This is a genomic window from Cellulomonas fimi (genome assembly GCF_028583725.1).
Classification (GTDB): Bacteria; Actinomycetota; Actinomycetes; order Actinomycetales; family Cellulomonadaceae; genus Cellulomonas; species Cellulomonas fimi_B.
This window is the reverse complement of the sequence record NZ_CP110680.1, coordinates 3,052,029-3,067,601: the sequence shown is the minus strand read 5'-3', so window position 1 is coordinate 3,067,601 and position 15,573 is coordinate 3,052,029. Positions and strand designations below refer to the sequence as shown.

12 protein-coding genes and 1 pseudogene are annotated in these 15,573 nt (G+C 73.7%); 8 read left to right on the top strand and 5 right to left on the bottom strand.

Going from position 1 to position 15,573, the window contains the following annotated elements; translation table 11 throughout:
* Positions 1-121: 121 nt before the first annotated feature.
* The 8 genes from arr to OOT42_RS13785 all read left to right on the top strand — a co-directional run bounded on the left by arr (position 122) and on the right by OOT42_RS13785 (position 8,659).
* Positions 122-550 (top strand): NAD(+)--rifampin ADP-ribosyltransferase, encoded by a 429-nt coding sequence (arr, locus tag OOT42_RS13820; protein WP_273651767.1) that lies wholly within the window; start codon positions 122-124, stop codon positions 548-550.
* Positions 551-662: 112 nt separating this feature from the next.
* Positions 663-1,727 (top strand): nuclease-related domain-containing protein, encoded by a 1,065-nt coding sequence (locus OOT42_RS13815; protein WP_273651766.1) that lies wholly within the window; start codon positions 663-665, stop codon positions 1,725-1,727.
* A 112-nt stretch (positions 1,728-1,839) separates the two neighbouring features.
* Positions 1,840-2,316, top strand: a complete 477-nt coding sequence (locus tag OOT42_RS13810) for a CoA-binding protein (RefSeq protein WP_273651765.1) — start codon at positions 1,840-1,842, stop codon at positions 2,314-2,316.
* Between the two features lie 172 nt (positions 2,317-2,488).
* A complete protein-coding gene (locus OOT42_RS13805; protein WP_273651764.1) occupies positions 2,489-5,719 on the top strand; it encodes a [FeFe] hydrogenase, group A in 3,231 nt (1,076 codons plus the stop codon).
* Complete coding sequence (locus OOT42_RS13800; protein ID WP_273651763.1) at positions 5,716-6,786, top strand: ABC transporter substrate-binding protein; 1,071 nt, start codon at positions 5,716-5,718, stop codon at positions 6,784-6,786. The genes OOT42_RS13805 and OOT42_RS13800 overlap by 4 nt, the downstream gene beginning before the upstream one ends.
* Positions 6,787-6,895: 109 nt before the next feature.
* Positions 6,896-7,636, top strand: coding sequence for an ABC transporter permease (locus OOT42_RS13795; protein WP_273651762.1), 741 nt, complete (start codon positions 6,896-6,898; stop codon positions 7,634-7,636).
* Complete coding sequence (locus OOT42_RS13790) at positions 7,633-8,229, top strand: ATP-binding cassette domain-containing protein (protein WP_273651761.1); 597 nt, start codon at positions 7,633-7,635, stop codon at positions 8,227-8,229. The genes OOT42_RS13795 and OOT42_RS13790 overlap by 4 nt, the downstream gene beginning before the upstream one ends.
* Before the next feature lie 181 nt (positions 8,230-8,410).
* On the top strand, positions 8,411-8,659 hold the full coding sequence (locus tag OOT42_RS13785) for a hypothetical protein (protein WP_273651760.1): 249 nt from the start codon (positions 8,411-8,413) through the stop codon (positions 8,657-8,659).
* A gap of 225 nt (positions 8,660-8,884) precedes the next feature.
* Here the strand turns inward: OOT42_RS13785 and OOT42_RS13780 are convergent.
* The 5 genes and pseudogenes from OOT42_RS13780 to OOT42_RS13760 all read right to left on the bottom strand — a co-directional run bounded on the left by OOT42_RS13780 (position 8,885) and on the right by OOT42_RS13760 (position 15,467).
* Positions 8,885-9,860, bottom strand: a pseudogene (locus OOT42_RS13780) (IS481 family transposase).
* A 114-nt stretch (positions 9,861-9,974) separates the two neighbouring features.
* Positions 9,975-10,385: a hypothetical protein gene (locus tag OOT42_RS13775; protein ID WP_273651759.1), complete on the bottom strand. Its 411-nt coding sequence runs from the start codon at positions 10,383-10,385 to the stop codon at positions 9,975-9,977.
* Positions 10,386-13,145, bottom strand: coding sequence for a GDSL-type esterase/lipase family protein (locus tag OOT42_RS13770; protein ID WP_273651758.1), 2,760 nt, complete (start codon positions 13,143-13,145; stop codon positions 10,386-10,388). It lies immediately after the preceding gene.
* Positions 13,146-13,294: 149 nt separating this feature from the next.
* Positions 13,295-14,950 (bottom strand): NERD domain-containing protein/DEAD/DEAH box helicase, encoded by a 1,656-nt coding sequence (locus OOT42_RS13765; RefSeq protein WP_273651757.1) that lies wholly within the window; start codon positions 14,948-14,950, stop codon positions 13,295-13,297.
* Positions 14,951-15,077: 127 nt separating this feature from the next.
* On the bottom strand, positions 15,078-15,467 hold the full coding sequence (locus OOT42_RS13760; RefSeq protein ID WP_273651756.1) for a hypothetical protein: 390 nt from the start codon (positions 15,465-15,467) through the stop codon (positions 15,078-15,080).
* Positions 15,468-15,573 lie beyond the last annotated feature (106 nt).

Below are 15,573 nucleotides of genomic sequence, written 5' to 3'. Positions count from 1 at the left end.
GTGCGCGGTGACGTGGCGAGCGCCACAGGTGGCCAGGACGCGTCGTGCCGTGCCGGCGGCGGGCGCGCTCGCTGCGACGAGTGGCAAGGTGCAGAGAGTGCGACGTCGACGAGGAGGCCCGATGGCAGACGCACCCGTCCCGTTCCAGGTCCACGAGTCCGGGGCCTACCTGCACGGCACGAAAGCCGACCTGGCGGTCGGGTCGCTGATCGAGGCCGGTCGACGGTCGAACTACGGCGCCGGCCGCGCCGCCGGCTTCGTCTACGTCACGCAGACCCTCGACGCCGCGACGTGGGGCGCCGAGCTCGCCGCGGGCGAGGGGCGCGGGCGGATCTACGTCGTCGAGCCGACGGGCACCCTCGAGGACGACCCGAACGTCACCGACCAGCGCTTCCCCGGGAACCCGACGCGCTCATACCGGACGCGCGAGCCGGTGCGCGTCGTCGGCGAGATCACCGACTGGGTCGGTCACCCGCCGGAGCAGCTCGCGACGATGCGCGCGCACCTCGACGAGCTCGCCCGGCAGGGCGTCGAGGCGATCGAGGACTGACGCCTCGCGCGCCGCCGCTCTACACCTCGGTGCAGGTCGGTCGCCCCGACGCGGATGACGCCTTCAGATCACGATCGCCGGTGCCGAAGGCTCTGGGGTGATCGAGGTAGCCGTGAACCGCTGGCAGCGGTACGGGAAGGACCGGCTCTACGTCACCGCTCGTGACGGCGTGCAGCTGGGGTGGCACGACCTCGTGTCCGGCGCCACGCACTGCGACCGCCCCGAGCGAGCGGACGAACTCGCGCGCGCCGTGGCGACCTGGCGGACGACGAACGGGATGTCGCACGCCACTGCTGCCGGAGCCACCGTCGACCCGACCGAAGCGCCGCGGCCCGCCGAGCCCGCCGCCGTCGACCTGGAAGGGCGACCGCCGGGAAGCGGGCCGCGCGCGAAGGTAGCCGAGTTCGAGGAGGCGATCGCGGCAGCACGCGCCCCGGAACATCGACTGATCGAGATCGAGCAGGCGCTACGTGCGGAGGACCGGCGCATCCGTGCGGAGGCGCCCGTCAAGCACCTGCTTCTGACACTGTTCGGACGGCGGACTGTCGAGCGACGCGCGCTTCGGGAGAGGCTCCGGGCGACCAGGGCCGAACTGAACATGACGCGCGCGGTGGCCGATGGGCAGTTGTGCGGGCTGTGGTCCGAGAGGGAGTCCTGGGCGGTCGGTCTCGAGGGCGAGATCCTTGTCGGGCGCGTGCTCGACGAGCTGGTTCGGGACGACCCGCGATGGCACGTCCTTCATGGTGTCCCCGTCGGCACCCTCGGCTCTGACATCGATCACGTGCTGATCGGGCCGACCGGGGTCTACACGCTCAACACGAAGCATCACCGGGGCGCCAACGTGTTCGTGGCGCACGACGCCTTTCTCGTCAACGGCACGCGTCATCCGTACGTGCGCAACTCACGACACGAGGCGCAGCGGGCCGCGCGCCTGCTGTCCACCGCATGCGGCAGACGTGTTGACGTCACTGCTGTCATCGTCGTCGTGCGGCCCGGGCGCCTGACGCTCAAGGCGCAGCCTCGCGACGTCGTCGTCGTCCCGCACAGCCAGGTGCGACGTCGCCTGTCCGGGGGCGCGGTGACGCTCCGGCTCGGCGACGTCGAGGAGATCTACGGCGTGGCGCGTCGCTCGACGACGTGGTCGCCGATGTCGGTCAAGTCGGCCGGCGAGGAGTGACCGGGGCGTCGCGAAGCCGATCGGCGGCCCGTCGCGAGGTCGGGTCGATGGTCCCGACCGCGGCACCCCCGTCGTCACTAGCGTCGAGAGGACGACTCGGGGTGGAGTGGCCATGACCAGCATCAAGGAAGCAGCGGACACGTTCCTGGAGTCCCGGCGGATCGCCGTCACGGGCGTCTCGCGGACACCGGAGAGCCACGGCGCGAACGTCGTCTACCGGCGGCTGCGCGAGGTGGGGTACGAGGTGTTCGCGGTCAACCCGCACGCGGACACGGTCGAGGGCGACCGGGCGTACCGGGACCTCGCCGCGATCCCGGGCGGGGTGGACGCGGTCGTCGTCGCGACCCGGCCGGACCACGCGCGGGCGACGGTGCAGGAGGCGGTCGACCTCGGGGTGCACCAGGTGTGGATGCACCGCTCGGTGGACCGGGGGAGCGTCGACGACGAGGCGACGCGGCTCGGGCGCGAGCACGGGCTGACCGTGATCGACGGCGGGTGCCCGCTGATGTACGGGCAGGCGTCGGACCGCGCGCACCGCGTGATGTGCCGGCTGATGACCCTGACGCGGCGGGTCCCGCGACAGGTCTGAGACCACGGGTCGGCGCCCCGGCGTCCTGACCTGCGGGCCTGGGCCGGAGGTCCCTAGGTGACCCGCGTCACGCCCCCTAGCGTCGGCGTCGAGAGCCAACGGCGGCTGTCTTCGCGCAGCGTCCCGTCCGGGCCGCCCGCGCGCAGCCTGGCCACGGACCGCGGGAGGTCGTGTGCACGAGGTCGGCGAGTCGGGGCGCGTCACCGTCACGGTGGACGGGCGGCAGGTGCGGCTGCGCGCGGGGACGACACTCCTGCGCGCGTTGCAGGCGGAGGGGATCGACGTCCCGTCGCTCTGCCACGACGGGCGCCTGGAACGGGCGAACGGCAGCTGCGGGCTGTGCGTCGTCGAGGTCGGCGCGGACGCCGCCGGGCACGGGGCTCGCGACGTGAAGGCGTGCATCACGCCGGTCGTCGAGGGCATGGTCGTCACGACGGTGAACCCACGGCTGCGCGAGTACCGGGCGGTGCGCCTGGAACAGCTGCTGTGCGACCACAACGCCGACTGCGTCGCGCCGTGCGTGCAGACGTGCCCGGCGAACATCGACATCCAGACGTACCTGCACCACGTCGCGACGGGGAACTTCGAGGCCGCGATCAAGGTCATCAAGGACCGCAACCCGTTCCCGTCGGCGTGCGGCCGGGTGTGCCCGCACCCGTGCGAGGCGGAGTGCCGGCGCAACCTCGTCGACGAGCCCGTCGCGATCAACCACGTCAAGCGCTTCGTCGCGGACTGGGACCGCAACCGGGAGGAGCCGTGGACGCCGCGGCTCGCGGAGCCGAGCGGCAAGCGGATCGCGGTCGTCGGTGCGGGTCCGTCGGGGCTGTCGGCGGCGTACTACGCGGCGATCGCCGGGCACCGGGTCACGGTGTACGAGAAGCAGGACCGGCCCGGGGGGATGATGCGCTACGGCATCCCGGAGTACCGGCTGCCGAAGGCGACGCTCGACGAGGAGATCGCCTTCATGCAGGCGATCGGCGTCGAGATCGTCACCGGGACGGCGCTCGGCACGCACGTGCGGCTCGACGACCTGCGGCGCGACCACGACGCCGTCTACCTGGCGGTCGGGTCGTGGCGCGCGACGCCGTTGCAGCTCGACGGCGAGCACCTGCCGGGCGTGCACCTGGGGATCGACTGGTTGCGCGGCGTCGTGCAGGGCGTGGACGACCCGGTCGGCGAGACGGTCGTCGTCATCGGCGGCGGCAACACGGCGATCGACTGCGTCCGGACGGCGCTGCGCAAGGGCGCGCGCGACGTCAAGCTCGTGTACCGGCGCACGCGTGACGAGATGCCCGCCGAGCCGTTCGAGGTCGAGGAGGCGCTGCGCGAGGGCGTCGAGATGGTGTTCCTCGCCGCGCCGACCGGCATCACGTCCGTCGACGGGCGGCTGCGCGTCGGTCTCGTCCGGATGGAGCTGGGGGAGCCGGACCGCTCGGGTCGCCGCCGCCCGGTGCGCGTCGAGGGGTCGGACTTCGTCGTCGACGCGGACACCGTGATCGGCGCCATCGGCCAGACCACGGACACCGGCTTCCTGTGGGACGACCTGCCGGTGCGGCTCAACGAGTGGGGCGACGTCGACGTCGACGGCCGCACGTTGCAGAGCTCCGAGCGGAACGTCTTCGCGGGCGGCGACTGCGTCACCGGCCCCGCGACGGTGATCCAGGCGGTCGCCGCGGGCCGACGGGCCGCGCAGGCGATGGACGGGCTGCTCCGCGAGGGGTTCGTCCGGCCGTCGCAGGAGGACTTCACGTGCTCCCGCGGCACCCTGGAGGACCTGCCGCGCGACGAGTTCGAGGTCGTGCCCCGCGCCCGCCGGGTCGAGATGCCCGAGCTGCCGCCCGCCGAGCGCACCGGCAGCTTCGTCGAGGTCGAGCTCGGGCTGACCGAGGCGCAGGCGCGGGCCGAGGCGGCGCGGTGCCTCGAGTGCGGCTGCTCCAAGCAGAACCGGTGCGACCTCCGCGACGCGGCGACCGCGCACCACGTCGAGTTCGCGACGCCGCTGCACGTGCGGCCGTACACGCCCGTCGTGCAGGACCACCCGTTCATCGTGCGCGACCACAACAAGTGCATCTCGTGCGGGCTGTGCGTCGCCGCGTGCGCGCAGGTCGAGGGTGTCGACGTGCTCGCGTTCCAGTTCGACGCCGGCCGTCTCACCGTCGGGACGCGCGACGACCAGCCGCTCGGGCTCACCGACTGCGTGTCGTGCGGCCAGTGCGTGCGGGCGTGCCCGTGCGGTGCGCTCGACTACGTGCGTGAGCGCGGCGGCGTGTTCTCCGCGATGCACGACCCCGACAAGGTCGTCGTCGGTTTCGTCGCCCCCGCGGTGCGCAGCGCGGTCGCCGCGCACTACGGCCTCACGGCCGAGGAGGCGTCGCCGTTCCTGGCGGGGCTCATGCGTCGCGTCGGGTTCGACAAGGTGTTCGACTTCGCGTTCGCGGCCGACCTCACGATCCTCGAGGAGACCACCGAGTTCCTCGAGCGCGTCGGCAGCGGCGACCGGCTGCCGCAGCTCACGTCCTGCTGCCCGGGGTGGGTCAACCTCGTCGAACGGCGCTTCCCCGAGCTGATCCCTCACCTGTCCTCGTGCCGGTCGCCGCAGCAGATGATGGGCGCGACCGTGAAGCACCACTTCGCGCAGCGCACCGGCATCCCCGTCGAGCGCCTCTACACGGTGTCCGTCGTGCCGTGCCTCGCCAAGAAGTACGAGGCCGCGCGGCCCGAGTTCGCCCACGACGGTGTGCGGGACGTCGACGCCGTGCTCACGACGACCGAGCTGCTCGAGATGGTCGAGATGCTGCGCCTCGGGCCGGACGACGTCGAGCCGTCCGACTTCGACGAGCCCTACGCGCGCGTGTCCGGGGCCGGCGTCCTGTTCGGCGCGTCGGGCGGCGTGGCCGAGGCCGCGCTCCGGATGGCCGTCGAGAAGCTGACCGGCGCTCCGCTCGCCGACCTCGACGTGCACGAGGTCCGCGGCCTCGACGGGATCAAGGAGGTCACCGTCGACGCCGCCGGCACCGCCGTGCGCGTCGCCGTCATCAGCGGTCTGGGGAACGTCGACGCGCTCGCGCGGCGCATCCGCGACGGCGAGGACGTCGGGTACGACCTGATCGAGGTCATGGCCTGCCCCGGCGGGTGCGTCAACGGCGCCGGTCACCCCGCGCCGCGCGACGCCGCCGAGACGCGCTCCCGGCAGCAGGTGCTCGTCGACATCGACCGCACGTCGCCGCTGCGGCGCTCGCAGGCCAACCCCGACGTGCTGCGGCTCTACGACGAGTGCTACGGCTCGCCCGGGTCGGAGCTCGCGCACGAGCTCCTCCACACGTCGTACGCGCCGTTCCGGCCGTCCCGCGCAGCGACGGACGCGCCGGCCCCGGCGCACGCCGGACCGGAAGGCGTCTCGTGACCCGGCGCGCGCCCCGCCGGACCGCGGTCGCCGCGGTCGTCGGGCTGCTCGCCGGAGCGCTCACCGGGCTGCTCACCGGGTGCGGCCCGGCCGCGGAGCCCGCGGCGTCCCCGACCACCGCGACCCCGGCCGCCGACCCGCAGCCCGTCGCCGCGGAGCGCACGACGATCCGCATCGCCTCGCTGCGGGGGCCGACCACGATGGGCCTCGTCGGGCTCATGGACGACGCCGCGCACGGCCGCGCCCGGCACGACTACCAGGTCACCGTGCACGGCACCGCCGACGAGGTGCTGCCGCAGATCCTCCAGGGGCAGGTCGACGTCGCGCTGCTGCCCGCGAACCTCGCCGCCGTGCTGCGCGCGCGGACCGTCGGCACGCCCGCCGCCGTGCAGGTCGCCGCGATCAACACGCTCGGTGTGCTGCACGTGGTCGAGGTCGGGGACACCGTGAGCACGCTCGCCGACCTGCGCGGACGCACGGTCTACAGCACCGGCAAGGGCACCACGCCCCAATGGGTGCTCGAGCACCTGCTCGCCGCGCACGGCCTCGACCCCACCACCGACCTCACCGTCCAGTACCTCAGCGAGCCGACCGAGGTCGCGGCACGCCTCGCCGCCGAGCCCGGGGCCGTCGCCGTGCTGCCCCAGCCGTACGTCACCGTCGTCACGTCGCAGGTCCCCGGTGCGCGCGCCGCGCTCGACCTCACCGACGTGTGGGCCGACGCCGAGCCGTCGTCGCAGCTCGTCACCGGCGTCGTCGTCGTGCGCACGCAGTTCGCCGAGGACCACGCGGCCGCGTTCGACGAGTTCCTCGCCGACTACGCCGACTCCACCGCGTTCACCAACGAGCACCCCGACGACGCGGGCGAGCTCGTCGCCGCGGCCGGCATCGTGCCCGCCGCGGCCGTCGCGACCGCCGCCATCCCCGGGTCGCACGTCACCTACGTCGACGGCCCCGCGATGCGGACCGCGCTCGCCGGGTACTACGGCGTGCTGCGCGACGCGGACCCGGCCGCCGTGGGAGGGGCACTGCCCGATGACGACTTCTACTACGGCGCGGACGACTGACCGCTCCGGACGACGGACGACCGGCACCCGCACCGGCCGGTCCCTCGCAGCGCGCCGCCGACGGGCCGGTGCCGACACCCGCCGGGCGTGGCGTCGCGCCGCGCGGCCCGTGCTCGTCGTCGCGTTCTGGCTGGCCGTCTGGCAGGTCGCGGCGCTCGCCGTCGGGCAGCGGCTGCTGCTGCCCGCACCCGCCGAGGTCGGGGGGCGGTTCGTCGAGCTCGTCGTCGAGCCGTCGTTCTGGACGACCGTCGCGCGCTCGCTCGTCCGGGTCGCTGCGGGGTTCGTCGCCGGGACGCTGCTCGGGACCCTGCTGGCCGTCGCGGCAGCCACCTGGCGGACCGTCCGCACGCTCGCGTCACCCGTCGTCGGGGCCGTGCGGGCCGCGCCCGTCGTCAGCTTCATCATCCTCGTGCTGGTCTGGGTCGACACCGACCGCCTCGCGGTCGTCGTCAGCGCCCTGATGGTCCTGCCCGTCACCTACGCGGCCGTGCTCGAGGGGATCGGGCAGCGCGACCCCGCGATGCTCGAGGTCGCCGTCGTCTTCCGGGTCCCGCGTCGCCGACGGCTGCTCGCGATCGACGTCCCCGCCGTCCTGCCGTTCTTCGCCGCCGCCTGCCGCGTCGGCGTCGGCCTCGCCTGGAAGAGCGGCATCGCCGCCGAGGTCATCGGGCTGCCCGCCGGGACCGTCGGCGAACGCCTCTACGACGCGAAGCTGCTCCTGCTCATCGCCGACGTCTTCGTCTGGACCGCCGTCGTCGTCGCCCTGAGCCTCGCCGCCGAACGCCTCGTCGCCGCGACGCTGCGGCGGCTCCCGTCCGCACAGCCCGACCACCCGGAGGTGGCACCGTGATCGCCGTCCGCGACCTGCACGTCGAGCTCGGGGGACGCACCGTCCTCGACGACCTCGACCTCGACCTGCCCGACGACGGCGTCGTCGCCGTCATGGGCCCCAACGGCAGCGGCAAGACGACGCTGGGTCGCGCCCTGCTCGGGCTGCTCGAGCCGACCGCCGGCACCGTCGACCGCGCCGACCGCCGGTGCGCCGCCGTGTTCCAGGAGGACCGGCTGTGCGAGCACCTCGACGCCGTCGCCAACGTCCGGCTCGTACTGCGACGCGACGTCCCCGCGTGCCGCGTCGCCGCCGAGCTGCGCGCCCTCGGGCTGCCCGACGACGCCCTCCACCGGCCTGTCCGCGAGCTGTCCGGGGGGCAGCGACGCCGCGTCGCGATCGCGCGTGCGCTGCTCGCCGAGGCCACGCTCGTCGTGCTCGACGAGCCGTTCACCGGCATCGACGCCGAGGGCCGCCCCGAGGTCCTCGCGTGGGTCGCGGCCGCGTGCCACGGCCGCACCGTCGTGCTCATCACGCACGACCTCGCCGACGCCGTCCGGCTCGGGGCGCGCGTCGTCGACCTCACGCCCGTCCTGGACGCGGCGGCGCTCTAGGTGTACTGACCCGCAGCGTTGTTGACGCGGTCGATGGGTCGTTGGCCGCCGATGCGGAGGTGGGGTCGGTCGAGGTTGTCGTGCTCGAGCCGCACTATCGTGACCACCTGGGGCCGGCTCGCGCCGCTGTACCTGAGCTCCGGGGTTGGCAACTGCCGCTGAGGCTGAGAGGAATCAGACGATGGACCTGCTCCTTGTCGCCGTCGGGCTAGTCCTGGGTGCCGGTATCGGCTTTACCGCCGCATGGACCGGGCGACAGCTCGCAAGCATCGCGCTGATGCTCGCATGGGCCGCGCTCGTTGTGGTCGGTCTGCTGCACCCTGACGTCCCCGGCAGCCTCTCCGGCAGTTTCGCGGTGGGAGGCGTCCTTGGCTACGCCGCAGCCGCTGGCGTGGCATACCGCCGACGGCATCTCGCGGTTCGCGCATAAGCGCCGCGAACGCACGTCGACAGCGGTGCCGCCACAAGTCGAAGTGGCGGCACCGCTGTCGTCGCACTCGTGGGCTTGCGGGCTACTGCCAGACGTCGATGACCTCGGAAAGCTGCTCGGATGCGTCGACTTTGCGAACGGCACTCGCGGACCCCGTGCGCGCCGATTCATCGACTGGCACCGAGAGCACGTCTTCGCGCCATAGTCGTCACTTGATCGCCGGAGCTAGGTGTACTGACCCGCAGCGTTGTTGACGCGGTCGATGGGTCGTTGGCCGCCGATGCGGAGGTGGGGTCGGTCCAGGTTGTCGTGCTCGAGCCAGGCGGGCAGGAGGGCGGCGCGTTCGGCGTTGGTGTCGAAGACGCGTGAGTAGGCCCCACTCGGTGGCGAGGGTGCGGTTGAGGCGTTCGGCTTTCCCGTTGGTCCAGGGGCAGTGCGGTCGGATGAGCTTCAAGGTGATGCCGAGCTGGTCTGCGGCGTCGTGAAACACCCGTGAGAGCCGGTAGTTCTTCGCGTTGTCGCTGATCACGCGTCCGACGCGGATGCCATGGGCGGCATAGAACGCGGCTGCCCGGGCCAGGAAGCCGGCGCAGGTGGTGCCCTTCTCGTCGTCGTGGATCTCGGCGTAGGCCAGCCGGGAGTGGTCGTCGATCGCGGTGTGCACGAAGTCGTCGCCCAGCCCGCGCTTGTCGTTGGGGCGCGCTCGGCTCGCCCGTGCACGCGCTAGCCACCGCCGTCGGGGATACGGCCGAGCTTCTTGACGTCGATATGCCCAACGAGCCCGGGTGCGGGTGCTCGTAACGGTTCGCCGAGCGTCGCGTCGCGCGGATCAGCGCGCCGGTCAACGGGTCGCACTCGCGCAGCAGCGCGGTGCGGTGGCGGGCCAGGACCCGCCCCACGGTCGAGGCCGGCAAGCCCAGGTTGTGCCCGATCCAGACCGGACCGCGCCGTGCGAGCATCCGCGCGATCCGCACCCGCGTCTCGACGCAGGGCGAGGTGCGCCGCGGGTGGGTGCGGGCCACGCTCGAGCGGTCGACCAATCCCGCCCGGCCTTCGTCCTGGAACCGGCGCCACCACCGCCACGCTGTGGTGCGTGAGACGCCCATCTCCGGGCGACATGAGCGACCGGGCGCCCGGCCGCGATGCGCTGCACCATCACGAACCTGCCGGCCGGGGTCAGCCGGGCATGAGCGTGAGACACGAGAGACCTCCGTTGGTCGAAGCGGGTTCCTTGAGCAGTTCCCCCTCGACCCGGAGGTCTCTCGCTACGTCAACAACGGTCGTGGTCAGTACATCTAGCGGGAGCGGCGGGCCGTCAGCTCGCGTCGAGCGAGACGCGGACCCCGTCGTCCTCCTCGGCGACGTACAGCGTCCACGTCACGCCATCGACGACCTTCGTCCACGTCACCGACCCGTCCGTCGCGCTCGGGTCCTCCCAGCCGGAGTCCTGCGCGGCCGCCGTCAGCGCGGCGACCACCTCGGCCGTGGTCGTGCCGTCCGCCGGGACCACCGTCTTCGCGGCCTTCGCCACGACGCGCTGGCCCAGCGACGACCCGCCGTCGCGCGTCACGACGTCCTCGACGGTCGTGCCCGGCACCTCGAGCGTCCACACCGGTTCCGCCTGGAGCCGGGACAACGTCCCGTCGCCGGACGAGCACGCCACGAGCGCCGCGAGCGCGAGGACGGCGACGACCGTCGCGGTGACGCGGCGCCACGTGGCGTGCACTCAGTCCTCCTGACGACGGGTCCGGCGGGTCGCGACGGCCGCCCCGAGCACGGTCAGAGCACCCACGACCACCGCCAGCATGGCCCAGCGGAGGACCGCACCGGTGTCGGAACCCGTCGTGGCGAGCGGGGACGACCCGGACGGTCCAGCGGACAGCACCTGCGAGTCCGGCTCGCCGCCCGCGGTGGGGCCCGACGGCGCGGTGGTCGCACCCGTCGTGGGCTGACCCGTCGGGGTCCCCGGGCCGGCGGCCGGTCGCACCCCGAAGCCCAGGCCGGTGACGCCCGCACCCACGCCGGACAGCACGACCGACTCGACCGACGTCCCGACGACCGTGCCCCCCGCGGTGCCGGCGCCCGACCCCGCGACGGCCGTGCCCGGCCGGGCGGCGACGGCACCGGCCGCGTGCAGCGAATACGTGCCGGGCAGGAGTCCCGTGACCGACCACGAGCCGTCCGCCGCGCTCACCGCGCTCGCGGTCACGGGCAGACCCCCCGCGTCGGTGCCCGTCAGCGTGACGGTGACGCCGGCCACCGGTGCGTCGCCCGCCTCCGGGGCGCCGTCCGCGTCGGCGTCCTCGAACACCACGCCCGAGACCGTCGAGGACGCGACCACGCCGGGGGCGTCCGCCTCGAACACCACGACGTCCGGGTCGGTCTCGAGCGCGTACGGCGTGGGGTCGCACGCGTCCCCGACACCGTCGGCGTCGTGGTCCTCCTGGCCCGGGTCCGCGACCGTCGGGCACACGTCCACGTCCGCGGGCGTCTCGTCGCCGTCGTCGGTGATCGCGAGCGGGGTCGTCGCGATGCTCGCACGCCCCGCGGAGTCCGTGACGCGCACCGCGAGGTACGCGTCGACGAGCGTGCCGAACGTGTGCTCCAGCGTCGGGGTCGACGTCGTCATGTCGTACGTGCCGTCGCCGTCGAGGTCCCACTCGAACGACACGAGGTCACCGGTGGTCGCGTACGAGCCGCGCGCGTCCAGGTGCAGCGTGTCGCCGACGCGGGCCACGTACGGGCCCTGGACCCACGCGTACGGCTTGTCCATCGCCCCCGAGATCGTGTCGAGCAGGGTCTCCGCGACGTCGAGCGACGTCGTCCCCGACCCGCCGGTCCCGGCCGCGACGCCCTCGACGGTCGACGCGAACGAGCCCCCACCCACGTCGATCGGGAACACCTCGACCGGGTCGACCGCCAGCGCGTTCGCGATCACCGTGGCCGACGTGAGGCCGCTGAACGGCTCCGGGTCGTGCGCGGGCGCGTCGCTGATCGGGATGAGCACCTTCTTGACGCCCGGCCGCCACGGCAGGTCGATCGCGGCCTGCATGCCCGACAGCGCCGTCTCGGGCCAGTCGCCGCCGCCGTCGGCCTGCATGCCGGCCAGGGCCGTGCGGATCGCGTCGGCGTCCGAGGTGAACGGCAGGTCGACGCGCGCCGCGTAGTCGCCGTCCCAGCCCGTGTAGACCGGGTCGTCGCGGAACGTGACGAGCGCGAACCGGTACGAGCCGGAGCTCGCCGCGAGGTGGTCGACCATGCGTGTCGCGGTGTCCTTCACGGACTGCAGCACCCAGTCCATCGACCCCGTCGTGTCGATCGCGAAGACCAGGTCGATGCTCCCGGCCGACGCCGACGGCACCCGTCCGGGGATGCTCGACGACCGCAGCAGCGTCGACTCCTCGTAGTGGCCCTTCGTCGTCGGGTGGTACCACTCGGCCATCGTGAACGAGTCGAACTCGTGGATCCACCGGTCGTCGTTGCGGTTCGTCGCCGACGGGTCGGGCTCGTGCCCCGCGAAGTGCTCCTTGACCGTGTCGACGTACGAGACGAACGACGTGCCCGCGGCCGCGTTCGCGCGCGCCACCGCGGCGCGCTGCGCCGCGTCGCCCTCGTCGCCCAGCGCCCGCACCTCGTGACCGATGTCGTAGGTGTCGCCCGACACGAACGGGAGGCGGTCCTTGAGGCTGCGCAGCACGAACGAGTCCGTGTTCGACAGGTACGGGTACGACAGCAGCACGACCTTCGCGTCGGGACGCATGCGCGCGCGCAGGCGACCCAGCAGGTCCGTGAGGTCGTCCTCGAGCTGGCCGATCCCGGCGCGCGCGTCCGTGACCTTCTCGCGGCAGTCGCCCGGGTCGCGGAAGCCGACCGCGAAGCACTGCTTGACGATGTCCGCGAACCCGAGGTCGTTGCCACCCATCGTGAAGACCACGACGTCGGTGTCACGCCCGACCGCCTCGATCTGCGCGCGCAGGTACCGCTGGCAGTCCACCGCGAAGGTGCCGCGGACCGTGTCCCAGATCGCGACCGAGTACTCGAAGTACTCCTCGTCGACGTACTTCGTCGAGCACACCTTCGCGGCCTTCGCCGCGGCGAGCCCCTCCTCCTGCGTCCGGCCGATCGTCCCGCCCGGCACGTACGCCAGACGCGAGTCCATCTTCCGGTCGGTCAGGACGTTCTGCGACACGGCCCCCGAGCACGCGCGGGTCACGAAGGTGACGTGGTTGCCCTCGTCCGCGAGCCACTCGCTGAACTCCGCCGCCCAGCTGTCGTGCGACCGATAGCAGTCCGCCGGCCCGTAGTAGGCGCCTGCGCCGTTGCCCGCCGAGTAGGAGTCGCCGATCTGCACCACCTTGATCGCGTCGCCCGACGGCGGCGCCGCCTGCGCGGGTGCGAGCCCGACGGCGACCAGGAGGGAGGCCGCGACCGCGGCCAGGGTGGCCGCGGCCGTGGCGCGGTGGAGGAGGGGGCGTCGCGGACGCATGGGGGGCCTTTCGCCGGGGGAGGAGCAGCCGCGACGCTAACGACCGATCTGTCCGGTTCCGGGTGGTTCGCGCGCGCGTCACCCGTTTCCCCGGAACTGTCACCCGGGTGGCCGCGCCGCGGGTGACGGCGCGGGCGTGCGTGAGGGGCTCAGCCGGTCGTCCAGGGTTCCGCGGTCGCCAGCCGGCGCCGCGTCGGCTCGCCGCCCAGCCGCTCGACCTCCGCGCGGGGGCCGACGACGACGAGCAGCGACCGCGCCCGCGACATGCCCGTGTACAGCAGGGACCTCGCCCGGGCCGGGTCGCGGAAGCCGTTGACCGCGAGCACGACCGCGCTCCGCTCCAGGCCCTTGAAGCCCAGCACGTGCCCGTAGAACACGTCGTCCCCCGCGAAGAACGCGTCCCAGTACGCGTCGTGCCCCGAGCCGGTGAGCTCGATCTGCAGCGGGTGCCGACGGCCCGTGGCCAGGAGCGCGACCGACCCCGCGGGCCAGCCCTCCGCCAGGAGCGTGTCGACCATGTCGTCCGCCGCCCCGATCGCGGCGTCCGCGGGGACGTCGACGACCCGGACGGGAGCACCGTCCGAGCCCCGCGGGCGCGTCACGCCGTCGCGCAGCGAGCCGCACAGCTGGGCGATCTGCTTCGTCGAGCGCAGGTTCTCGTCGAGCACCACGGGGGCGACGTCGAGGGGCGCCACGCCGTCCCGGGCGAACACCCGCTGCGCCTCGTCCAGGAAGACGTACAGCCGGCCACGGAGCGGGTCGCGCAGGCACTGGAGCAGCGGCGGCCACCAGGCGACCCCGAAGTCCTGGGCCTCGTCCACGACGACCGTGTCGAACAGCTCGTCGGGCGACCGTCCGGCGGCAAGGCGTCCGAGGTGCGCGGGCAGCTCGGACTCCCAGTACGCGCTGTCGTCGTCCGAGCCCGCCGGCGCCCCCCACCGCACCGGCAGGTCGTGGAAGAGCCCGACGAACGCGGGTCGCTCCGCCGGGCGCCAGGTCTGCGTCACGCGGGTGAGGTACCGGGCCAGGCCGCGCGAGTAGCAGAGCAGCGCCACGCGGTCGCCGTCCTTCGCGCGCCGCCGGGCCTGCTCGAGCGCGAGCCACGTCTTGCCGGTCCCGGCGCCGCCGACGACCTGCAGGCGGGTGAAGCTCCGCAGCGCGTCCAGCAGGTGCGCCTGGTCCCGGGTCAGCTGGTCCAGACGGTCCTCCTGCTCCGCGGCGCGGCCCAGCGCGTCCACCTGCGACGGGAAGGCGCCCGTGAGGTAGTCGACCAGACGGTCGAGCGCCTCAGGCTCGAGCCCCGCCCGCCCCGTGCCGTGCTCGTCGATGGCGCGCTTGACGATCGAGGCGACGTGCGGCAGGTCGTCGCGGTCGACCAGCATCGTCCGTGGCAGGTCCGGAGCGTCCAGGTCGCGGGGCACCGGTGTGTGCGGGAGCGCGACGAGGTGGGTGATCCGGGCGTGCTGTGCCGGCTCGCCGCGGTCGCGCAGGAGTCCCGACAGCACGTGCCGCGCGTGCTGGACCTGGTGCACCGGGTCGATGGGGTGGCGGTGGTCGCCCGAGCCCTGCCACCACCGGCCGTCGCGGCGCGTCACGTGGCCGCCCTTGACCTCGATCGCGGCGAGCCCGACGTGCGGCCACGCGACGAGCAGGTCGATCTCGCGCTCCGTCGCGCCGTCCTGGAGCCCGACGCCCGCGAACACGACGGCGTCGTCCGGGAGCTGCCGCACGAGCGACTCCCAGACCGTCCGCTCGGCGACGCCGTCGTCGCGGACGGGTGGTTCGGCCGGGAACGTGCGGGCCATGTCGCCTGTCTAGCGCAGGCCGGGCCTGACCGTCAGCGGCGGTCGGGTGAAAGGTGGGCTGACCAGTGCGCGACGACGGCAGACGCCCGCTCCGGGCGGGCCGGCGGCACGCTGAGCGTCCCGCGCGTCAGGCCGGGTCGGTGCGGCGGGTGCTCGGGTCCGTCCGGACGTCCGGGTCGATGCGGTCCGCGGTGCCCAGACGCTCGTCGAGCTCGGTGCGGGCCTCCGTCGCCTCGCTCGCGCGGGCGCGCGCCTCGTTCTGCATCGCGGCGGCGTCGGCGGCACGCGCGTCAGCCTCGGCCTGCGCGAGCCGGGCCTGGGCGTCGAGGCGGGCCGCCTCGGCCTGCCGGCGCTGCACCTCGACCTCGTGCGCGGCGGCCTCCTCGCGGATCTGCTGGGCGCGGGCGCGGTCGGCCTCGACCCGGTGCGCACCACGGCGGCGGCCCAGCACGACGGCCAGGACGACGACGAGGAGCACGACGACGACGGCGACGATGATCCAGCCGGTGGTGTCCATGGCAGTTCCTCCTCGAACGGATACCCGTCCTGGCATTGGACTGCCGTCCGGGACGCGTCGCAACCGGGCCCGACGGCCGGGCTGGACGGCCGCTGGGGGAGGCGAC

Bases quoted from the DNA above. Each gene is read 5' to 3' on its own strand.
- arr (WP_273651767.1), top strand. From the start codon at position 122: ATGGCAGACGCACCCGTCCCGTTCCAGGTCCACGAGTCCGGGGCCTAC.
- OOT42_RS13810 (WP_273651765.1), top strand. From the start codon at position 1,840: ATGACCAGCATCAAGGAAGCAGCGGACACGTTCCTGGAGTCCCGGCGG.
- OOT42_RS13785 (WP_273651760.1), top strand. From the start codon at position 8,411: ATGGACCTGCTCCTTGTCGCCGTCGGGCTAGTCCTGGGTGCCGGTATC.
- OOT42_RS13770 (WP_273651758.1), bottom strand. From the start codon at position 13,145: ATGCGTCCGCGACGCCCCCTCCTCCACCGCGCCACGGCCGCGGCCACC.
- OOT42_RS13765 (WP_273651757.1), bottom strand. From the start codon at position 14,950: ATGGCCCGCACGTTCCCGGCCGAACCACCCGTCCGCGACGACGGCGTC.
- OOT42_RS13760 (WP_273651756.1), bottom strand. From the start codon at position 15,467: ATGGACACCACCGGCTGGATCATCGTCGCCGTCGTCGTCGTGCTCCTC.